Genomic DNA, 20,389 nt, shown 5'->3' with positions numbered 1-20,389 from the left:
TTCCGGGTTCGCACGTCGTGCGCCCCCGAATGACAATCATCGCTTCCGCAACACCATATCTTTCGCCGCGATCAGGCCGCCGCCGGCGATCAGGACCGCGGCGATGGCGATATTGGCACTGGCTTTTGCGAAGCCGGCGGCGATGAGGAAGCCGGTCGACAATAGCGGCGTCGCGTAGGAGGCGGCACCGAGCACGCGGATGTCGCCGCGCTTCATGCCGATGTCCCAGGCGTAGAACGCTGCCCCGACAGGCCCGATGCCGAGCCCAATCACGGAGATCCATTGCAGCGCCGTCTCCGGCCACACGGTGGTTTCGAGCGCGCCATGCATCAGCGCAGCGAGCAACGCCGTGGCGAGACAGAAGCCCGCGACCGCGTCGGTCGGCACCGCCTTCAATCGGCGCGACAGCACCGAATAGGTCGCCCACACGAAGGCGGCGATGAAGGCCGCGATCAATCCCGGCACCGCCCCCGGCGCGAAGCCGGAGGTATTGCCGGCGAACAGCAGCACGGTGCCGACGAGGCCGAGCACGGCACCGACGATGTGATGCACGGCCAGCCGCTCGCCCGGCAGGAAGGACGAGAACAGCACGATCAGCAGCGGCCAGAGATAGTTGAGCAGACCGGCTTCAGCCGGCGGCGCGAAGCGCAGTGCCAAAAAATACAGCGCGTGATAGCCGAACAGTCCGCCGACGCCGACGGTCCACACAGCCAGTGGCTGGCGCAGGCTTTTTGCCGCCTCGCCGCGGCCGATCCAGGTGAGCAGGCCGACGAGGCCGCCGATCGCAAACGTCATCGCGGCGAGCTGGAATGCCGGGATCTTTCCGGTCGCCACCGTCATCACTGACAGCAGCGACCACATCAGGATCGCGGTCAATCCGATCAGCGTCGCGGTGCGGGGAGTCATTTAAATCGCCTCGTCATTCCGGAGCGGCTCAAAGAGCAGAACCCGGAATCTCGAGATTCCGGGTTCGCCGCTATCGCGGGCCCCCGGAATGACAGTGCATGGACAAATGCCCGGGACAAGCCCGGGCATGACGACGTCGTCGATATCAGCCTGCGTGATGCCTACGCATCACACCATGTACTGGCCGCCGTTGACCGTCAGCGTCGAGCCGGTGATGGCGCCGGCTTCGTCGGCGGCGAGGAACACGACCGCGCGTGCGATTTCCTCGGGCTCCCCTAAGCGGCCGATCGGGATCAGCGGCAGGATGGACTTTTCCAGCACGTCCTTCGGCACCGCCTGCACCATCTCGGTGTTGATGTAGCCGGGGCAGATCGCGTTCACGGTGACGCCGCCCTTGGCGTTCTCCAGCGCCAAGGCCTTGGTGAAGCCGATCTCGCCGGCCTTCGCCGCGGAATAGTTCACCTGGCCGAACTGGCCCTTCTGGCCGTTGATCGAGGAGATGTTGATGATGCGGCCGAACTTGCGCCCGCGCATGCCTTCGATCACCTGGCGCGACATGTTGAACAGCGAGCCGAGATTGGTGCCGATCACGGCGTTCCATTGCTCGAGGCTCATCTTGTGGAAGGCGCCGTCCTTGGTGATCCCGGCATTGTTGACGAGCACGTCGATCGGGCCGACCTCGGCCTCGACCTTCTTCACGCCTTCGGCGCAGGCGTCGAAATTGCTGACGTCCCATTTGTAGACGGCGATGCCGGTCTCCGCCTTGAACTTCTCCGCCGCCGCATCGTTGCCGGCGTAGCTCGCCGCGACCTTGTAGCCGGCCGCCTTCAGCGCCTTGCCGATCGCAGCTCCGATGCCCCGCGTACCACCCGTCACCAATGCAACACGTGCCATATCGTATTCCTTCCCTTGGACTCTTCGGACGTTTCTGAGTGATCGTTTTTAGCTACGGATTATGCGGGACGTTTGACGGACATCAAGAACAAAACGCCCGGCGTGAGCCGGGCGTTTCTCTTTAGTCGAGGCTGAGGCGGTTGCGAAGAATATTTGATTTGCAACCGCTGCCTTTTTAGTCGCGTGCAACGCACTCACTTATGTGTGCAGCGCACGCGCATGGTCCAAATAAGCTGCGCGACAGCTAGATTCAGTCGCGCGCCAGACACATCGCGATACCCATGCCGCCGCCGATGCACAGCGTGGCAAGGCCCTTCTTGGAATCGCGCTTCTGCATCTCGTGCAGCAGCGTCACCAGTACGCGCGCGCCGGAGGCGCCGACCGGGTGGCCGATCGCGATCGCACCGCCATTGACGTTGACCTTGGAGGTGTCCCAGCCGAGGTCCTTGTTGACGGCGCAAGCCTGCGCCGCGAAGGCCTCGTTGGCCTCGATCAGGTCGAGGTCGCCGACGTTCCAGCCGGCCTTCTTCAGCGCGGCGCGCGAGGCCGGGATCGGGCCCGAGCCCATGATCTTCGGATCGACGCCGGCCTGGGCCCACGACACGATGCGCGCGAGCGGCTTCTTGCCTTCCTTGGCAGCCTGCTTGGCGGTCATCAGCACCACGGCGGCAGCGCCGTCATTGATGCCGGAAGCAGAGCCTGCGGTGACCGTGCCGTCCTTCTCGAAGGCGGGACGGAGCTTGGCCATCGCATCGAGCGTTGCGCCATGGCGCGGGTATTCGTCGGCGCTGACGACCACGTCGCCCTTGCGGGTCTTGATGGTGACGGGGACGATTTCGTCGTTGAACTTGCCGGCCTTCTGCGCGGCCTCGGCCTTCTGCTGCGAGGCGACCGCGAACTCGTCCTGCTGGGCGCGGGTGATCTGCCACTGGCGCGCAACGTTCTCGGCGGTGTTGCCCATGTGGTAGCCGTTAAAGGCATCCCACAGGCCGTCCTTGATCATGGTGTCGATGAATTCGAGCGCGCCCATCTTGACGCCGCCACGCAGATACTGGGCGTGCGGAGCCATGCTCATCGATTCCTGGCCGCCGGCGACCACGATCTCGGAATCGCCGTTGAGCAGCGCCTGGTAACCGAGTGCGACCGTGCGCAGACCCGAGCCACAGAGCTGGTTGACGCCCCAGGCCGGGCTCTCCACCGGAATGCCGGCGGCGATCGAGGCCTGGCGGGCCGGGTTCTGGCCCTGAGCGGCGGTCAGAATCTGGCCCATGATGACTTCGGAGACCCGGCCGGGCTCGATGCCACCACGCTCCAGCGCGGCCTTGATGGCGACGGCGCCGAGATCGTGGGCGGGAAGGGTCGCGAACGCTCCGTTGAAGCTTCCGACCGGGGTGCGGGCGGCGCTGACGATGACGACATCGTCTGACATGGGCATCTCCTGGGGTTGAATGGGGGCAGACGGGGCTGGGGAAACGGCTCGCCAGTCTCGGACGGCATCCTGTTAACGTCATTGCGGCATGTCAATCGGCCGGTGACCGAATTCATGCCGCAACGCATTCCAAATAGCGTTCTTGGCGCTTTCGCAAGCACGTTTTTGCTGCCCGATTAACCGTGGCGCACAAAACGGTAGCGTGACCCCTTTGAAAATGCTTATTTTGTTGCGTTGCGTACTCTTCCCGCCCTGCGGCATCGGCCGCCGGGTTCCCGTTCTCAGCGTCTTGCAAGTGAGAGCCCATGGCGAAATCAGACCAACCCACCACCATCAAGAAATACGCGAACCGCCGGCTCTATAACACCGGAACGAGCACCTATGTGACGCTGGAAGACCTCGCCGCCATGGTCAAGGATGGCGAAGATTTCCTGGTCTACGACGCCAAGACCGGCGACGACATCACCCGCTCGGTGCTGGCCCAGATCATCTTCGAGCAGGAGAACAAGGCCGGCCAGAACCTGCTGCCGACCACCTTCCTGCGCCAGCTCATCCGCTTCTACGGCGACAGCATGCAGATGGTGGTGCCGAAATATCTGGAACAGTCGATCGCGACGCTGACCCAGGAACAGGAGAAGTTCCGCAAGCAGATCGCCAATACGCTGTCCGGCACGCCCTTTGCGCCCCTGGAGGAGCAGGTCCGCCGCAACATGGAGCTGTTCCAGCAGACCTTCTCGATGTTCAAGCCTTTCGCCCCGCCGGCGCGCTCCTCCACCACCCCGGAGCCGGAGCCCGATGCGACCGCCGAGGCGCCGAAGGACAGCAACATCGACGATCTGCGCCAGCAGATGAAGGAAATGCAGGAACGCCTCGAGCGGATGTCGAAGAAGGAAGAGTAGGTCCTCTCGTTCGCCTCAGCGCGGCCGCCTGCCGCGGGCGTTTGCTTGGCGATTGTGCACCCGTCATTCCACAATGTCGTCCTGGCGAAAGCCAGGACCCATACCGCGCGATCTGTCGGTAGAGATCGATAGCAGTACCGAACGACGAATCATCGCCAAACTGCTTCCTGGGGTAATGGGTCCTGGCTTTCGCCAGGACGACGCTGGAGAAGCCGCCATGTCCGACCCAAGCGCGCATTGGAACAACGTCTACGCCACAAAGGGCGAGACCGAGGTCAGCTGGTTTCAGGAGAGCCCGGCGATCTCGCTCGACATGATCCGCTCCGCCAACGTGGATCGCGGCGCAGGCATCATCGATATCGGCGGCGGCGCTTCGCGGCTGGTGGACGCTCTCCTGCAGGACGGATACCGCAATCTCGCCGTGCTGGACCTGTCCGCCAATGCGCTCGACGCTGCGAAGCGGCGGATCGGCCCGGCGGCCGCGTCCGTCGACTGGATCGTCGCCGACGCCACGACGTGGCGGCCGGCGCGCAGCTACGAGGTCTGGCACGATCGTGCGGCGTTTCACTTCCTGACCGATCCGCGCGACAGGGCCGCCTACGTCGAGCGCCTGCGGTCGGCGGTTGCGGCCGGCGGCCACGTCATCATCGCCACCTTTGCGCTCGATGGTCCGGAGAAATGCAGCGGCCTGCCGGTGCAGCGCCACGACAGCAAGAGTCTTTCGACGGAGTTGGGGCCGGATTTCGAGCTGATCGAAACGCGCAGCGAGACTCATCACACGCCGTGGAAATCGACGCAGGCGTTTCAGTTCAGCCGGTTCCGGAGGCGCGGCTCTTGAGGCGTGGCACATGCCACACCTTCGGTGTCGTCCTGGCGAAAGCCAGGACGACGTCAGGAAGCCTACGCCGCCAGCTTCACCGCATGCGCAAAGTCCCAATAGAGCTTGCGCGCTTTTGTGTAGAGCGGGCCCGGCTTCAGCTCGCGCTCGTCGATGCGAATCACGGGCGCGACCTTGGCGAAATTGCCGGTTGAAAAAATCTCGTCGGCGGCGAGGAAGTCGGCATAGCGCAACGTCTTCTCGACCACGGTGACGCCGTCGGCGCGAAGCAGGCCGATGACGCGCTGGCGCGTGATGCCGTTGAGGAAGGTGCCGTTCGGCACCGGCGTGAACACCACGCCGTCCCTGGCCATGAACACGTTGGAATTGCCGAACTCGGCGACATTGCCGAGCATGTCGAGCATCAGCGCGTTCTGGAAGCCGCGGGAGGCGGCCTCCGCCAGCGCGCGCGAATTGTTGGGATAGAGGCAGGCCGCCTTGGCCTCGACCGGCGCGCATTCGGCAGTCGGCCTGCGGAACGGCGACAGCGTGATGGCGTTGCCGACGGGTTTGGGCATCGGCGCCTCGTAGATGCACAGGCACCAGTTGGTGGTCTCGGGGTCGAACAGCACGCCGCCGCCCGACCCGTTCTCCGCCCAGTACATCGGACGGATATACAGCTCGGCATTCGTCGCGAAGCGCGCGATGCCTTCGTTTGCGAGCGTGAGCCAGGTGCCGGGATCGACCACCGGCTTCAGGCCAAAATTGATCGCGGACTGATTGGCACGGGCGATGTGACGGTCGAGATCGGGTGCGACGCCCTCGAACGCGCGCGCGCCGTCGAACACGACCGAGCCGAGCCAGGCCGCATGCGTGCGCGGGCCCATGATCGGCACATTGCCGTCGTGCCATTTGCCCTCGAAGAAGGTCCAACTCGGCGAATATTCGATGGCTTTCTTGATCTCGGCCATGACCGGCCTCCCCTTGGCGTGATGCCGCAATATGGCACGACTATTGGGGGCAATTTCTAAATGATTCCCTGCGGGGAATGCCCCCCTCCCCTGGAGGGCCCCCTGGACGGAGGGTGAGCATCGCGGTGAAATAACATTGGGGAGCAAACCGGATATAATGCCGTCCACGTTACGGAGTCCTCCATGCCGCTCGATCCGCTCGCAAAGCGTTTGTTGACCATGATGGCTGCGGCCGGGCCGCAGGTGCGAAACCGGCCGAGCGTCGAGGCGCGGCGGCAGTCGCTGGCGAAACTGATGCAGTTCGCGCGCACTGACGCGCCTGACGTGACCGTCTCCGACGGCACGCTGCCCGGCCCCGGCGGAGAGCTTCCCTATCGGCTGTATTCGCCCGCAACCGCCGCTGAGCGCGCGCCGGGCTTCGTGTTCTTTCATGGCGGCGGGCTCGTCGCCGGCAGCGTCGCCACGCACGACCGCATCGCGGCGGCACTTGCGCATGCCACCGGCTGCCGCCTGGTCTCGGTCGATTACCGCCTCGCGCCGGAGCACAAATTTCCCGCCGCGGTGGACGATGCGATCGCCGCCACCGAATGGGTCGCACGCGAAGCGTCGTCCCTCGGCATCGACGCCGGACGCCTCGTGGTTGGCGGCGATTCCGCCGGCGCGACGCTCGCCGCGATCGTGTGCCAGGAAGCGCTGCAGAACGCCGGCCTCTCCATCGTCGCGCAATGCCTGATCTGCCCGGTGCTTGATTTCGAGGAGACCTCGCCTTCGCGCGAGGCGTTCGCCGAAGGCCACCTGATCGATCGCATCACGATCGAAGCCGATCTCGCCGACTATCTGCCCGGCGGCATCGATGCCGCCGATCCCCGCATCTCACCCCTGCGCGCCACACGCTTTGCGGGCCTGCCGACCGCAATCATCCATACCGCCGAGTTCGACCCGATGCGCGACGAAGGCAATGCCTATGCGCGCAAGCTTCTCGCCGCAGGCGTCACCGTCGAGCACGTCTGCCATGACGGCATGGTCCACAATTTCCACGCCATGGGCGCGATCCTGCCGCAGGCACAGCTCGTGCTGTCGCAGATCGGCGAACAGGTGCGGCGGGCGGTCGAGAAGTAAAAGCGCGAATCACACGCGCGCGTCCAGCACGGCCCTGGCTGCCGCAACATATTCGGGCCAATGCGCATCCGCATAGCGTTCGGCCTGCCGCGTGCAGGTGACATCGGGGGCATGCGCGGCCGCGATCGTGCGCGCGAAGCGCTCTTCGGCGACCGTCACGTCGCCAGGTTCGGCCGGCGGAACGGCGGCGGCCACGGCGGTCGGGGCGACAGCGAGGCCTGCCAGACCAGTGAGCAGGATGCGGCGTGACGTGTTCATGACTGTCGTCCCTCCATTGTCCGGCCTGCACTCTGGCCGGCGAGTATGTCAACGCGATCACCGCAGGGTACCCGCGCACATCCGCGCAGTCCATCGCTTGCGGACAGCGCTTGACCACAGGTGTGATCACGTTCCATCTAACAACAGTTCCGTCATCAAGTCGCCACGCGTCGGATCGTCACGTGCCCCGTCACAGCCCATCGCGAAGCCGACCGTACCGAACATCTATCTCGACCTGCGCACGACTTGCGCGACGATTCCCGCGGGCACGCTCGGGCTCGGCTTCGGCAACACCTCCCTGTCGGCCGCGTTCGAAGCCCTGGCGGTACGACAGGGCGCGACGCTGCCGAGCGGACTGCCTGCTGCGAAAAACGACAACCGCCTGTTCGGCATCACCGCGCAGATCGCATGGATGCCGAAACCGTCCTACCAGCTGACGCTGCGGACGCCGCTCTACACCGTGCGCAATTAGAGCATGATCCGGAAAAGTGTGCAGCGGTTTTCCGAAAAGATCATGCTCGAACAGAACAAGGCGCTTCTACTCCGGCACCGGCACGTCGAAGGTGTTGAGCGTGACCGAGACCATGCAATAGACGCCGACGAGATAGGACAGCTCGGCCGCGCCATGCTCGCCGAACTCCTTGACCGCGGCGCGCCAGGTCAGTTCCGGCAGCACGCCGCCGCTCACCAGCGCCGATGCGACGTCGTAGGCGACCGCCTCCTGCTTGGTCAGATCCACCGGCCGTTGCCCGGCCACGATGGTCGCGAGCTTCTCGTCGGAGAGGCCGCGCTGCTCGGCCACCAGCACATGAGCATAGAGCTCGTAGCCGGAGCGGAAATGCGAGCCGGTGACGAGGATCGCGACCTCGCGCACCGAGGCCGGCAGCAGCGGGTTCGACGCGATCGCCTTGACCAGCTCCCACACCGGCTTGCCGAAGCGCGGCTCGCGGACCCAGGGATTCCAGGGTCCGAGCAGCGCACCATCGTCGCGCATGTTCACAAAGCCCTTGAAGTGGTCCTTGATGCCGGCCCGCATGTCGTCATAGAGCGGCTTCTGTTCGTCGGTCAGATCTTTCGGATCGAGAATGGGAAGGCGCACGGCAGGATCTCCTCGTTGAGAAGCGGAGACCGTCGCCCGCATGTGCGCGCATCGCAAGTGAAGTTGCCGTGACGATCGTGCAATTTTGCAAATAACAGGGAGACGCCGGTTACGGCGCCTCCGGGCGCGCCAGCGGCTCGCCCAGCGTATGCATCAGCCGGTTGGCCCAGCCGAAGATCGCGGCCGACAGTACCAGGTCGAGCTGCTCGAGCTCGCTCAGCCCGGCCTCGCCGAGTGCACGCGCGTCATCTGCAGTAGCTTCGATCGGCGTCGTCGAGAGTTTTGTAGCGAAATTGAACAGTGCCTGCTGGCGCGCCTCCAGCGTGGCATCGCGCTCGTCGGCAAAGATTTCCTCGACGATGTCGTTGCGCCCGGAGTAGCTGATGAAGCGTGAGGCGTGCACGGCGGCGCAATAGATGCAGCGGTTGACGACCGAGGCACTCAGCGCGCCGAGCTCACGCTCGGCCGGGGACAAGCCGTCCTTGCCGTACATGATGAGGTTGAACAGCGGCGAGCGCACCGCGAGCGATTCAGGGTCATGCGCCAGCGTCAGCACGTAAGGCGAGACGCCCTTGTTGGAGGGCGTGACCTTCATCGCCGCGAGCTGCTCTGACGTCGCCGAGGCGAGCTCGACAGGCGTGACATAGGGCGACCAGGTCGGGATCGTGGCGGTGAAGTTGTGGACGACCTCGCTCATCGGGCTTCGACCTCTTTCAGGAGCCTGAGGCCGGCCAGGACCCGCAGCTGGTAGTTCACGAAGGCGGCAAGCTCGGACAGCCGCACGATATCGGCCTCGCTGACGCCGGCCGTCTTCAGCGCCGCAATGTCCTGTCGCGTCGCCTCGCGCGGCGACAGCGTCAGCAGGTCGGCATGGCGGGCCATGGCGTCGTGCAGGGAATCGCCACACAGGCCGCCGGGCCGTGCCAGGGCGGCCAGGTCGAGATCGCTCGCATGCGCCAGATAGGAGTCGTAATGCGCGGTCAGCGCCTCGTCGCCGACGTGCCGGCACATCCGCGCCGCGAGCGCCGCCCGCAAGCCGTGGCTCAGGCCGCCGGGCTCGCGCGGCAGCAGCACCGCGTCATGGGCGGCTTCGCTGAGGTGCAAAATCTCGGCGCGGGCGTTCAGAGCCTGGCCGAGCCGTGACGCCGCGCGCACGCCGGCAATGGTTTCGATCAGCGTGGTCAAGCAACACTCCGCGGGCTCTGTGGATTGACAACATCCTCGACGGCGAGCGCCAGCGGCTGCGCCGTATCCAGGAACGACGACAGGGCAATCTCGAACGGCGCTGGATCGAGGCCGCGTGCTTTCAGCCATGCGGGGTCATAGTAGGTCTGCCGATAGCGTTCGCCGGAATCGCAGATCAGCGTGACCAGCGATCCGGCTTGGCCGGCGCTGCGCATCTCCGAGGCAATGCGGCACAGCGCCAGGAAGTTGGTGCCGGTGGAGCCGCCGACGGATCGGCGCAGCCGGCGCGACAGTACATTCATCGCCGCAATCGTTGCGACGTCCGGGATTTTCATCATGCGGTCGACAACGCCAGGCACGAAGGACGGTTCGCAGCGCGGCCGGCCGACGCCCTCGATCAGCGAGGGCCGTTCGCAAACGTGGGAGCGGTCCTGCGTGCGGAAGCAATCGAAGAAGGCGGAATGCTCGACATCGGCGACGCACAGCCGCGTCGGATATTGGCGGTAGCGCAAGTAGCGTCCGATGGTGGCCGAGGTGCCGCCGGTGCCGGCGCCCATCACGATCCAGTCCGGCAGCGGGCGCGGTTCGCCCTGCAATTGCGTGAAGATCGATTCGGCGATGTTGTTGTTGCCGCGCCAGTCGGTGGCGCGCTCGGCGAAGGTGAACTGGTCCATGTAGTGGCCGTTCAGGCGGGTGGCGAGCGCGGCGGCCTCAGCATACAGCGCGCGGCCGTCGTCGATCAGATGGCAATTGCCGCCATAATGCTCGATCGCAGCGATCTTCTCCGCCGACGTCGTGCGCGGCATCACGGCGTAGAAGGGCACGCCGATCATCTGCGCGAAATAGGCTTCCGACACCGCGGTCGATCCCGACGAGGCCTCGACCACGGGCGTGCCTTCGCGGATGTGGCCATTGCAGAGCGCGTAGAGGAACAGCGAGCGCGCCAGCCGATGCTTCAGGCTGCCGGTCGGGTGCGTGGACTCGTCCTTCAGATAGATATCGATGCCTGATAGCGCCGGCACGATCAGCCGGATCAGATGCGTGTCGGCCGTGCGGCATTGGTCGGCCTCGATCGCAGCTACAGCCTCGTCGACCCAGCCGCGCCGGTAGACCGGCCCGGCCGGATTGTGGTGGCGAAAGGGGGTTGGCTCCATCGGCATAACCTCATGCTCTCATAATACCTCTTGCACATCAAGAAATATTGTTCATTCTATATTCACATAATGCGGGCGACATGGCGATGAACCAGGACGTTATCGATATCCGCCTTCTCGAGGCCTTCGCCGCCGTGATGTCGGCCGGCAGCATCACCGGCGCAGCGCGGCTGCTCGGCCGATCGCAGCCGGTCGTGACGCGTCAGATCCAGGATCTCGAAGCTGACGTCGGCTATCTCCTGTTCACCCGGAACGGCCCGCGCATCAGCCCGACGCCAAAGGGCGTGCTGTTTCATGCCGAGGTCGAGCGGCTGCTGATGGGCTTGAAGCACATCCGCCAGCGCGCCAACGCGATCGGTGCGGGGGCGCTTCCCGTGCTCAGCCTGGCGGCAATCCCGGCGCTGGCGGCCGGCTTCGTCCCGGCCGCGCTCGCAGCGCTCGAACGCAAGTTGCTGCCAAGCCAGGTCCACGTGCAGGCGCTCTCGGCCGAGAACGTCGTGCAATCGGTGCTGTCGCAGTCGGTCGATTTCGGCCTTGCGAGCCTGCCGATCCAGCATCCCGGGCTCGACATGCAGTGGGTCTGCGAGGTGCCGTGCGTCGCGTGCCTCGCGATGGATCATCCGCTGGCAAAGAAGAAGGTCATTCGCCTGAGGGATCTTGCTGGCGTCCGGCTGCTGACGATGGCCAACCCCTACCGGCTTCGCCGCCGCGTGGAGGAGGCGCTGGAGCGTGAGGGTGTCGTGCCCGCTGAGGTCATCGACACCAACGCTTCGCTGACGGCGATCGCCATGGCCAAGCAGTCGCTCGGCATCGCCGTGGTCGAGCCGGTGCTGACCTCCAGCCTGCCGGTGGAGGGCGTCGTCACCCGGCCCCTGGACGTGTCCATTCCCTTCCTGTTCGCCGCGATTGCGCCGACCGGGCGCGAGCTGACGCCGACGGTTGCCGCGCTCAACGACGCACTGCGCGCCGCGGTCGCGCTGATGCCTGGCGCAAAACTGCATAGCGGCGCCGCCGCGCTGGCCGAGGCCGGCGACGAAACCAGTGAATTCGAGAAAGCTCCCTCATGACGACGATGACACCTGACGCGGCGGGCCTCGCGGCGCTTGAAGCGCGCCTGAAGCAGGATCTGGCCTGGCTCGAACTGCCGGCCAAATCGTGGGTGCCGCGCCGCGTCGTTGACGGCAAGAGCGTCGTCGACGTCGTCATCGTCGGCGCCGGCATGGCCGGCCTCGTCGCCTCCGCCATGCTCAGGCGTCTCGGCGTCGACAACCAGCTCGTGCTCGACCGTGCCCGCGCCGGCGAGGAAGGCCCCTGGGTTACGTTCGCCCGGATGCGGACGCTACGCTCGCCCAAGGAATTGACCGGACCTGCGATGGGCATGCCGGCGCTGACCTTCCGCGCCTTCTACGAGGCGCAATATGGCAGGCAGGCGTGGCAGGCGCTCGACCGCGCGCCGCGCACGATGTGGATGGATTACCTGATCTGGTACCGCAAGGTGCTGGACCTGCCGGTCCGCAACGGGGTTTCGGTCGAGCGAATCCACGCGCGCACCGATGAATTGTTCGCGCTCGACATCAGCGAGGGCGGCACGTCGCGACAGATTCTCGCGCGCCATGTCGTGCTGGCGACGGGCCGCGACGGCCTCGGCGGTGCTTACGTGCCGTCGCTCTGCGACGGCATCGACCGACGTTTCTGGGCGCATTCGTCCGCCCCTATCGACTTCGAGAGACTTCGCGGCAGGCGTGTTGCCGTCGTCGGCGCGGGCGCATCCGCGATGGACAACGCAGCGATGGCGCTGGAGGCGGGCGCAGCGCGGCTCGACCTATTCATTCGGCGCGCGGACATCCCGCGCGTCAACAAGTTCACCGGCATCGGCAGCCAGGGCGTCGTCCACGGCTTTGCCGGCCTGTCGGATGACTGGAAATGGCGTTTCCTCGATCACACGCTGAAGGCGCAGACGCCGCCGCCGCGTCAAAGCGTACTGCGGGTCTCCGCCTATCCGCAGGCGCATTTCCATCTCGCAAGCCCGATCGATGATCTCGCCGTCGCGGGAGACCATCTCACGGTAACGACGCCGAAGGGCCGCTACGCGACCGATTTCATCATCTTCGGCACGGGCTTCAAGGTCGACCTCGCGTTGCGCGACGAGCTCGCCGAGTTCGCGCCGCATATCCGGTTCTGGTGCGACCGCTTCCCGGCACCTGACGGCATGGACAATGCCGAGCTGGAGAACTCGCCAGACCTCGGCGACAGCTTCCAGTTCCTGGAGAAAGAGCCCGGCGCCTGCCCCATGTTGGCGCGGCTGCATTGCTTCAACTATCCGGCGACGCTGAGCCACGGAAAGCTCTCCGGCGATATCCCCGCGATCAGCGAAGGCGCCGACCGGCTCGCGCGCGGCATCGTCCGTCGCCTGTTCGTCGAGGATCGCGAGATTCATTTCGCCAACCTCAAGGCCTTCGCCACGCCGGAACTCGCCGGCGACGAATGGCAGGATGCCGACGTCACCCATCAACCCGCCGAATAGGCGCAACCGGACAGGCAAGCGAGAGATGCAGACGAACAGGAAAGCCATCGCAGCCGCGATCGCCGGCAATGCCCTGGAGTGGTACGACTTCACGGTGTTCGCCCTGATGACACCGGTCATCAAGAACCTGTTCTTCCCGGTCGACCCGAAAATTTCGGGCAGTGAGATCAACGCACTGCTGCTGACCACCGCGCTGTTCGGCACCGGCTTCTTCATGCGGCCGATCGGCGGCCTCGTGCTCGGCTATTTCGGCGATCGCAAGGGGCGGAAGGCGGCGATGACGCTCGGCATGGGCATCATGGCTGTGTCGGTCGCGCTGTTGGCGTTGACGCCGACCTACGCCACGGCCGGCATTGCGGCGCCGCTGATCGTGCTGCTGGCGCGGCTGTTGCAGGGCTTTTCGGTCGGCGGCGAGTTCGGCACCTCGACCGCCTATCTGATCGAAGCGGCGCCTCCCGGCCGCACCGGCTTCTATGGCTCGTGGCAGATCGCCGGCCAGCTCATGGCCAACGTGCTCGGCGCAGTGCTGGGTGCCGCCCTGACGCTGGCGTTCACGCAGGAGCAGCTTGCCGCCGGCGCCTGGCGCATTCCCTTCTTCGTCGGCCTCGTGATCGTTCCGATCCTGCTCTATATGCGCGCCAGCGTCATCGAGCCCGAAGCTTCCCGGCGCAGCATGGCGACGCTGCACAAGGACAATTTCATCGCCGCGCTGAAGAATCCCGGCCGCAATTTCCTGATCGGCATGGGCATGGTGGTGGCGAGCGCCGTGTCGTTCTACGTCACCTTCGGCTACACCGTGACCTACGCCAAGGAGGTGCTGAAGCTGCCGCTGATGCAGAGCTTCCTGGTGCAGATGATCGCGGCAATCGTGATGGTGATCGTCGTGCCGATCGCGGGCGCCGTCTCCGACCGCTATCCGCGCCGGCCGCTGTTGCTGGTCTCGCTGATCGGCTATTTCGTCTCGCTCTACCCGCTCTATGCCTGGGTGATCTCCGAGCCGTCGATCGCAAGGCTCCTGGTCGCCCAAATCGTCATCGGCTTCTTCAGCGCCTTCTTCCTCGGCGTCTACTGCACCACGCTGGTCGAGCTGTTCCCGATCCGCGTCCGCTCGACCGCGCTTGCGATCGTCAACAATGTCGCGGTGCTGGTGTTCGGCGGCTTTGCCCAGTTCTTCGTGACCTGGCTGATCGCGCTCACCGGCTCCCCGCTGGCGCCGATCTTCTATGTCATGATCGGCGTCGGCCTCGGGCTGATCGCGGTGATCGCGATGCGGCCGGAGGACGCCGAGCGGGAGCAGGTCCCGGACGGCGTCGTCGAACAGGCATCGTGAAGCCGCTCAAAACTCCAGCGGCGCGTTGTCGACGACCTCTTTCATCACGAAGAAGGTGCGGGTCTGGCGCACCCCCGGCAGCGCGATGAGCTGTTCGCCATGGATGCGGTTGAAATCCTCCATGTCGCCGACGCGGATCTTGAGGAAATAGTCGAAGTCGCCGGCGACGAGGTGGCAGTCGAGCACGAATTTCAGTTTTGCGATCGCCTGCTCGAAGATGGCAAAGCTTTCCGGCGTCGAGCGGTCCAGCACGACGCCGACCATGACCAGCGTCCCCTTCGCCACCTTCTTCGGCGCGATCATGGCGCGGACGGCAGCGATGAAGCCGTCCTCGAACAGGCGCTGGGTGCGGCGATGGCAGGTGGCGGGGCTGATCGCAACGGTTTCGGCCAGCTCGGCATTGCTGAGCCGGCCGTTATTTTGAAGCAATCTCAATATCTTAAGGTCGGTTCGATCGAGCCGAAGCGGCATGGAAGAAGCTTCCGATTCTGGATGATTTTCTGAAAGAAATATTAGTCAAAATGCCAATCTTCGCAAGATATCATGCAATATCGGTGCAGCATTCGAGAGCACATTCCTTACCACATATGCTAATCGCTGCGGCCAGCTCAACACCAATCGAGATGACCTGACCATGCTGGAAAAATTCGCGCGCTATCCGCTGACCTTCGGCCCGACGCCCATCGAGAAGCTGGAGCGGCTGTCGAAACATCTCGGCGGCAATGTCGAGATCTATGCCAAGCGCGAGGACTGCAACTCCGGCCTCGCCTATGGCGGCAACAAGCTGCGCAAGCTCGAATACATCATCCCGGACGCGATCGCCTCGAACGCCGACACGCTGGTCTCGATCGGCGGCGTGCAGTCCAACCACACCCGCATGATCGCCGCCGTCGCCGCCAAGATCGGCATGAAGTGCCGCCTGGTGCAGGAAGCGTGGGTGCCGCACGAGGACGCCGTCTATGACCGCGTCGGCAACATCATGCTCTCGCGCATCATGGGCGCCGACGTGCGCCTGGTCGACGACGGCTTCGACATCGGCATCCGCAAGAGCTGGGAGCAGGCGATCGAGGAAGTGAAGGCCGCGGGCGGCAAGCCTTACGCGATTCCCGCCGGCGCCTCCGTGCACAAATATGGCGGGCTCGGCTATGTCGGCTTCGCCGAGGAAGTGCGTAAGCAGGAAGCCGAGCTCGGCTTCAAGTTCGACTACATCGTGGTCTGCACCGTCACCGGCTCGACCCATGCCGGCATGCTGGTCGGCTTCGCCGCCGACGGCCGCGCGCGAAAGGTGATCGGCATCGACGGGTCGTTCACCCCGGCGCAGACCAAGGCGCAGGTGCTCTCGATCGCCCAGAACACGGCCAAGCTCGTCGAGCTCGGCAAGGACATCGTCGCAGACGACGTCGTGCTGATCGAGGACTACGCCTATCCCGCCTATGGCGTGCCGTCGGAAGAGACCAAGGAGGCGATCCGCCTCACCGCGCGTCTCGAAGCCATGATCACCGACCCCGTCTACGAGGGCAAGTCGATGCAGGGCCTGATCGACCTCACGCAGAAAGGCTATTTCGAGAAGGGCGCGAAGGTCCTCTACGCGCATCTCGGCGGTGCCCCGGCGCTCAACGGCTACGGCTACGCGTTCAGAAACGGCTAGTGCGTCGGTGCCGTAAGACGGCGCGCGCCTCCTCACTGGTCTCGTCCTGGCGAAAGCCAGGACCCATTACCCCGACCGCCAATTGTTGAAACACACTGAGGCTGTCGGCGTGCCGTTTCCCACGGCCTGTGGTTATGGATCCCGGATCTGCGCGCGCTTTGGGCGCGCTTGTCCGGGATGACGGTGGAGATATTAGCTTCACCCCTACCGCGTCCGCACGATCTGCAGCAGCTCGTCGCCATAATGCTCGAGCTTCTTGTCGCCGATGCCGGGCACGTTGCGGAGCTCGTCCAGCGTGGTCGGCCAGGCCCGCACGATGCCGTCAATGGTGGCGTCGTGCAGCACGACATAGGCCGGCACGCCACGTTCGCGCGCGACATCCGAGCGCCAGGACCGCAGCCGGGCACGCAATTCAGGATCGACATCGCCTTGCGGGGCGCTGGCCGCAGGCGCGAGATCGCCGCGGCGGGATTTCGCGCGGCTGGAACGGACGCGGGTGCCGGGCACCTCCTCGCGCAGCCATACCTCGGTCTCGCCGCGTAGCACGCCGCGCGCGGCCTCCGTCAGCTTCAGTGCGCCATAAGCTTCGCTGTCGCTCTGCAAATGGCCCATCGCCACGAGCTGCCGCAGCACCGTGCGCCACTGCTTTTCGTTGAGCTCGCGCCCGATGCCGAATACCGACAGCTTGTCGTGGCCGAACTGCGTGACCTTCTCGGTCAGGCGACCGATCAGCACGTCGATCAGGTGCATCGCGCCGAAACGCTGGCCGGTACGATAGACGCAGGACAAGAGCTTTTGCGCCAGCACCTTGCCGTCGCGCATCTTCGGCGGCGTCAGGCAGTTGTCGCAATTACCGCAGGTTTCACCGTGCACGATCTCGCCGAAATAGGCGAGCAGCCGCCTGCGCCGGCACTGCGCGGTCTCGGCGAGCCCGACCAGCGCGTCGAGCTTGCCGATCGACACGCGCTTGAAATCGTCCGAGCCGCTGGACTCGTCGATCATGCGGCGTTGCTGCACGATGTCGGAGAGGCCGTAGGCCATCCATGCCGCGGACGGCTTGCCATCGCGGCCGGCGCGTCCCGTCTCCTGGTAATAGGCCTCGATGCTCTTGGGCAGATCGAGATGCGCGACGAAGCGCACGTCGGGCTTGTCGATGCCCATGCCGAAGGCGATGGTCGCCACGATGACGATGCCGTCCTCGTTGAGGAAGCGGTCCTGGTTGCGCGAGCGCACGCTACTGTCGAGCCCGGCGTGATAGGGCAGCGCGGCGATGCCGGCATCATCGAGCGCGGCGGCGACCTCCTCGACCCGGTTGCGCGACAGGCAGTAGACCACGCCGGCGTCACCCGCATGGCGCTCCCGGATGAACTCCTTGAGCTGCGACACCGCATTGCGCTTGTCGACGATCTCGTAACGGATATTGGGGCGGTCGAAGCTCGAGACGAATTGCGGACTGCCCCCAAGCTTGAGCCGTTCAACGATCTCCTTCCGCGTCAATTCGTCGGCGGTCGCGGTCAGCGCGATGCGCGGCACCTCGGGAAAGCGCTCGGCGATGATGGAGAGGCCGACATATTCGGGGCGGAAGTCGTGGCCCCATTGCGAGACGCAGTGCGCCTCGTCGATCGCGAACAGCGCCACCTTGGCCTGCGCCAGCATCAACAGGCAGCGCGGCGTCACCAGTCGTTCCGGCGCGACATAGAGCAGGTCGAGATCGCCCGCGATCAGGCGCCGCTCGATGTCGGAGGCCTCCTGCGGCGTCAGCGACGAGTTCAGCGCGGCGGCGTTGACCCCGGCCTCGAGCAGGCCGGCAACCTGGTCGCGCATCAGCGCAATCAAGGGCGAGACCACGATGCCGCAGCCTTCGCGCAGCAACGACGGCAGCTGGTGGCACAGCGACTTGCCGCCGCCGGTCGGCATCAACACGAGGCAATTGCCGCCATCGGTGACATGCCGGATGATCTCGCCCTGCGCGCCGCGGAACCCCGGCAGGCCGAACACCGAATGCAGCACCGACAGCGCGTCGCGGCCGTTGGCCGGCGCGGGCAGCGGAGCAGTGGAAGGGACGTTCATGGGTGTGTCGGAGGCCGTGGGATTCGTCACAAGGCCAGTCGCATGGCTGCGCGGGCGTGGCAAGACGATTTGACGCTTGCGCCGCTGCTTCTTCTCCCTCTCCCCGTTCTTACGGGGAGAGAGTTGGGGTGAGGGGCCTCTTTCCACGGATGAGACTGTTGCGGGACCTGTACCCCCTCACCCGGATCGCAAGAGCGATCCGACCTCTCCCCGCAAGCGGGGCGAGGTAAGAGAGCTACGCCCCGATTCGTCGCAGCGCCTCCGCGACGGTTACGATCGGCATGTCGCGCTTGCCGGCCGCCTCCAGCGCATGGCGCATCAGGTGCGGCGTGCAGCCATAGGGGCTCGGCGCGTTCACGACGTCATGGCCGTAGAAGATGAGCCATCCGCCGCTTGCGACCGCCTCGTCGAAATAGCGATCGACGCCCGCCCTATCGATCTCGCAATCTACCAACGGTGAGGCGCGCAGGAACTGGAGGTCGATGACATCGCGATTGACGCCGGGCAGAATGCCGCGCGCCGAGCGGAAGGTTCTCGCGAGCTGCGGCTTGCGCCAGACCGAGGCGAGGCCGTACGGATAGGCGAAATTCTCCAGCGCGATCGAGGAATCGATTTCGCGGAGATGGCTGCGGTTTCGTTCGATCTCGCGGGTCATGGCGGCCTCGCCGAGATTGACCGCGCTCTGATGCGAAAAGGTATGGCAGGCGATCTCGTGGCCGGCATGGTGAAGCCGCACGATTGCGTCGTTCGACAGCCCATGCCAATGATCCGACGGCCGGCCAATCAGGCTGCCGGCGATGTAGTAGGTGCCGCGGCCACCATGCGCTTCGAGAAGCGAAGCACCCTCGCCGGCGGCACTATCGGGGGCATCGTCGAAGGTGAAGCTCACCATCGGCGCGTGCGCGGGCAGCCGGTGCGGCGCGGCACGGAAATGCCGGGCCAGCCGATTGCTCACGCGTCCCTGGAGTGCCGACCACACGACCGCATTTCCTGTTTGCCCCGCCCCCTTCAGTGAAGCATTCGTACGCTGCCGGAAGCAAGCTTCACACTTCGTTAGTCCTAACGTGAAGCGTCCCGACCTAGCGCGCAAGGACCGACGCATCGGCGTCCGCGCCGAGATATTGCAGCCAGTTACGGAATAGCGCCGCCGCCGCGCTGCCGGCGGCGATATCGGCGCGCAAATTCAGCGCGGGAAGCTCGTTGCTGAGCGCTGGATGGCGCTGGTGCCTCGCCTGCTTCTCGAAGCGCACAAGCTTCTCTTCCGTCGCTGCGTCAAAATAGCTCACCGGCAGGTGCGGATAATTGTCACGCTCGCGCACGAGGTAGCGGCCGACGTCGCGCAGATATTCGCGCTGGAGCGACAATGCGTCATATTCGGGGTGGCCCTGGAAGAACACGAAGCGGCTGGCATATTGGCGGACGAAGACGTCGACACCAGCCAGTGCCGAGCGGGTCAAGACCTGATAACCGGCCTGCTCGAGGTCGCTCTCGACGATCTCGTTCAGGCGCGAATGCGAAACCTTGAGCGGCGCAGGCAGGGCATGCGTCAGCGGATCACCCGTAACGGCCTCGCAGTCGAAGATGCCGTGACACTTGGCCGGTAGCCGTCGCCGCGCGATGCCGTCGAGGTGCAGCACCGCGGCGTGCGCGGCGAGGCATGACCAGATCGTCGAGCGCGTGTTGGTCCTCGCCCAGTCGACCAGATCGGTGAGGTCGCGCCAGTACGGCTCCTGGTCGAGCTCGGGCGCGACCGGCTCGGCGCCGGTCACGATCAGCCCGTCGAATCGCTGACGCTTGAGATCCGCGAGATCGGAATATTCGCTCTCGACGTGCCATTTCGCTTCGGGCGAGCGCTTGACCGAGGGCAGCGAGAAGCAGTGGAAGCGGATGCGGCGCGGGCCGGCGGCGGCCTGGAGCAGCTTCATGAACTGCCGCTCAGTCGCCTTCAGCGCCGGATCAGGCATGTTGTTGATCAGCCCGATGGTGAGCTCGGCGCCGGCATGATCGCGCGCCAGATCGCCCTCAGCCGGCACCAGCGCCGGGCTCGACATACCGTGATCCCTGTCGATCAGGATCGTCATCGGGG

General features: G+C 65.3%; 21 protein-coding genes. 8 read left to right on the top strand and 13 right to left on the bottom strand.

Translation table 11 applies throughout. The features are described from left to right. Positions 1 to 36: 36 nt before the first annotated feature. The 3 genes from yddG to AB5K84_RS03225 form a co-directional block, all read right to left on the bottom strand. The gene (yddG, locus tag AB5K84_RS03235) at positions 37 to 906 is read right to left on the bottom strand and encodes an aromatic amino acid exporter YddG (protein WP_011083056.1); all 870 of its coding nucleotides are present in this window, start codon (positions 904 to 906) and stop codon (positions 37 to 39) included. Between the two features lie 168 nt (positions 907 to 1,074). Next, positions 1,075 to 1,800, bottom strand: a complete 726-nt coding sequence (gene phbB, locus AB5K84_RS03230) for an acetoacetyl-CoA reductase (protein ID WP_011083057.1) — start codon at positions 1,798 to 1,800, stop codon at positions 1,075 to 1,077. Between the two features lie 250 nt (positions 1,801 to 2,050). Then, on the bottom strand, positions 2,051 to 3,229 hold the full coding sequence (locus tag AB5K84_RS03225; RefSeq protein WP_028175239.1) for an acetyl-CoA C-acetyltransferase: 1,179 nt from the start codon (positions 3,227 to 3,229) through the stop codon (positions 2,051 to 2,053). 305 nt (positions 3,230 to 3,534) lie between these two features. Between AB5K84_RS03225 and phaR the strand changes: the two genes are divergently transcribed. Together phaR and AB5K84_RS03215 are read left to right on the top strand one after the other, a co-directional pair. Next, the gene (phaR, locus tag AB5K84_RS03220) at positions 3,535 to 4,128 is read left to right on the top strand and encodes a polyhydroxyalkanoate synthesis repressor PhaR (protein WP_011083059.1); all 594 of its coding nucleotides are present in this window, start codon (positions 3,535 to 3,537) and stop codon (positions 4,126 to 4,128) included. Between the two features lie 217 nt (positions 4,129 to 4,345). Beyond that, complete coding sequence (locus tag AB5K84_RS03215) at positions 4,346 to 4,966, top strand: class I SAM-dependent methyltransferase (protein ID WP_038966671.1); 621 nt, start codon at positions 4,346 to 4,348, stop codon at positions 4,964 to 4,966. A 62-nt stretch (positions 4,967 to 5,028) separates the two neighbouring features. Here the strand turns inward: AB5K84_RS03215 and AB5K84_RS03210 are convergent, their stop codons facing one another. Continuing rightward, positions 5,029 to 5,916 (bottom strand): branched-chain amino acid aminotransferase, encoded by an 888-nt coding sequence (locus AB5K84_RS03210; RefSeq protein WP_038966658.1) that lies wholly within the window; start codon positions 5,914 to 5,916, stop codon positions 5,029 to 5,031. Positions 5,917 to 6,099: 183 nt separating this feature from the next. Here AB5K84_RS03210 and AB5K84_RS03205 point away from each other — a divergent pair, with 183 nt between their 5' ends. Further along, on the top strand, positions 6,100 to 7,035 hold the full coding sequence (locus AB5K84_RS03205) for an alpha/beta hydrolase (protein WP_011083062.1): 936 nt from the start codon (positions 6,100 to 6,102) through the stop codon (positions 7,033 to 7,035). Between the two features lie 9 nt (positions 7,036 to 7,044). Here the strand turns inward: AB5K84_RS03205 and AB5K84_RS03200 are convergent, their stop codons facing one another. Beyond that, positions 7,045 to 7,293: a hypothetical protein gene (locus AB5K84_RS03200; RefSeq protein ID WP_011083063.1), complete on the bottom strand. Its 249-nt coding sequence runs from the start codon at positions 7,291 to 7,293 to the stop codon at positions 7,045 to 7,047. A 97-nt stretch (positions 7,294 to 7,390) separates the two neighbouring features. Here AB5K84_RS03200 and AB5K84_RS03195 point away from each other — a divergent pair, with 97 nt between their 5' ends. Next, positions 7,391 to 7,765 (top strand): hypothetical protein, encoded by a 375-nt coding sequence (locus AB5K84_RS03195; RefSeq protein WP_038966659.1) that lies wholly within the window; start codon positions 7,391 to 7,393, stop codon positions 7,763 to 7,765. 66 nt (positions 7,766 to 7,831) lie between these two features. Here the strand turns inward: AB5K84_RS03195 and AB5K84_RS03190 are convergent, their stop codons facing one another. The 4 genes from AB5K84_RS03190 to AB5K84_RS03175 all read right to left on the bottom strand — a co-directional run bounded on the left by AB5K84_RS03190 (position 7,832) and on the right by AB5K84_RS03175 (position 10,731). Next, complete coding sequence (locus tag AB5K84_RS03190) at positions 7,832 to 8,392, bottom strand: carboxymuconolactone decarboxylase family protein (RefSeq protein ID WP_028175243.1); 561 nt, start codon at positions 8,390 to 8,392, stop codon at positions 7,832 to 7,834. A gap of 109 nt (positions 8,393 to 8,501) precedes the next feature. Then, positions 8,502 to 9,089 carry a peroxidase-related enzyme gene (locus AB5K84_RS03185; RefSeq protein ID WP_011083066.1) on the bottom strand — a complete coding sequence of 196 codons (588 nt, stop codon included), beginning with the start codon at positions 9,087 to 9,089 and terminating at the stop codon, positions 8,502 to 8,504. Then, positions 9,086 to 9,577, bottom strand: coding sequence for a CMD domain-containing protein (locus AB5K84_RS03180; protein WP_028175245.1), 492 nt, complete (start codon positions 9,575 to 9,577; stop codon positions 9,086 to 9,088). Before AB5K84_RS03180 ends, AB5K84_RS03185 begins: the two co-directional genes overlap by 4 nt. Beyond that, positions 9,574 to 10,731, bottom strand: coding sequence for a PLP-dependent cysteine synthase family protein (locus AB5K84_RS03175; RefSeq protein ID WP_038966672.1), 1,158 nt, complete (start codon positions 10,729 to 10,731; stop codon positions 9,574 to 9,576). Before AB5K84_RS03175 ends, AB5K84_RS03180 begins: the two co-directional genes overlap by 4 nt. An 86-nt stretch (positions 10,732 to 10,817) precedes the next feature. Here AB5K84_RS03175 and AB5K84_RS03170 point away from each other — a divergent pair, with 86 nt between their 5' ends. Genes AB5K84_RS03170 through AB5K84_RS03160 form a run of 3 tightly spaced genes read left to right on the top strand, consistent with a single transcriptional unit; the run spans position 10,818 to position 14,585 of the window. Beyond that, a complete protein-coding gene (locus tag AB5K84_RS03170) occupies positions 10,818 to 11,798 on the top strand; it encodes a LysR family transcriptional regulator (RefSeq protein WP_011083069.1) in 981 nt (326 codons plus the stop codon). Continuing rightward, the gene (locus AB5K84_RS03165) at positions 11,795 to 13,255 is read left to right on the top strand and encodes an NAD(P)-binding domain-containing protein (protein ID WP_011083070.1); all 1,461 of its coding nucleotides are present in this window, start codon (positions 11,795 to 11,797) and stop codon (positions 13,253 to 13,255) included. Before AB5K84_RS03170 ends, AB5K84_RS03165 begins: the two co-directional genes overlap by 4 nt. Positions 13,256 to 13,280: 25 nt before the next feature. Next, positions 13,281 to 14,585, top strand: a complete 1,305-nt coding sequence (locus AB5K84_RS03160) for a citrate-proton symporter (protein WP_038966661.1) — start codon at positions 13,281 to 13,283, stop codon at positions 14,583 to 14,585. 6 nt (positions 14,586 to 14,591) lie between these two features. Here the strand turns inward: AB5K84_RS03160 and AB5K84_RS03155 are convergent, their stop codons facing one another. Then, the gene (locus AB5K84_RS03155) at positions 14,592 to 15,056 is read right to left on the bottom strand and encodes an Lrp/AsnC family transcriptional regulator (protein ID WP_011083072.1); all 465 of its coding nucleotides are present in this window, start codon (positions 15,054 to 15,056) and stop codon (positions 14,592 to 14,594) included. Between the two features lie 163 nt (positions 15,057 to 15,219). On the opposite strand from AB5K84_RS03155, the gene AB5K84_RS03150 reads away from it, so the two are divergent. Continuing rightward, complete coding sequence (locus AB5K84_RS03150) at positions 15,220 to 16,233, top strand: 1-aminocyclopropane-1-carboxylate deaminase (protein ID WP_011083073.1); 1,014 nt, start codon at positions 15,220 to 15,222, stop codon at positions 16,231 to 16,233. A gap of 204 nt (positions 16,234 to 16,437) precedes the next feature. On the opposite strand, the gene recQ is transcribed toward AB5K84_RS03150, so the two are convergent. The 3 genes from recQ to metA all read right to left on the bottom strand — a co-directional run bounded on the left by recQ (position 16,438) and on the right by metA (position 20,384). Beyond that, positions 16,438 to 18,303 carry a DNA helicase RecQ gene (recQ, locus tag AB5K84_RS03145; protein ID WP_441232372.1) on the bottom strand — a complete coding sequence of 622 codons (1,866 nt, stop codon included), beginning with the start codon at positions 18,301 to 18,303 and terminating at the stop codon, positions 16,438 to 16,440. 235 nt (positions 18,304 to 18,538) lie between these two features. Beyond that, on the bottom strand, positions 18,539 to 19,282 hold the full coding sequence (locus tag AB5K84_RS03140) for a polysaccharide deacetylase family protein (RefSeq protein ID WP_038966663.1): 744 nt from the start codon (positions 19,280 to 19,282) through the stop codon (positions 18,539 to 18,541). 100 nt (positions 19,283 to 19,382) lie between these two features. Further along, entirely contained in the window at positions 19,383 to 20,384 is a 1,002-nt protein-coding gene (gene metA, locus AB5K84_RS03135; RefSeq protein ID WP_011083076.1) for a homoserine O-succinyltransferase MetA, read from the bottom strand. Positions 20,385 to 20,389 lie beyond the last annotated feature (5 nt).

The sequence above is a fragment of the Bradyrhizobium sp. 1200_D9_N1_1 genome (genome assembly GCF_052075915.1).
Taxonomy (GTDB): domain Bacteria; phylum Pseudomonadota; class Alphaproteobacteria; order Rhizobiales; family Xanthobacteraceae; genus Bradyrhizobium; species Bradyrhizobium diazoefficiens.
Note: the sequence above shows the minus strand (reverse complement) of the source record. Positions and strands in the feature narration are given on the sequence as shown.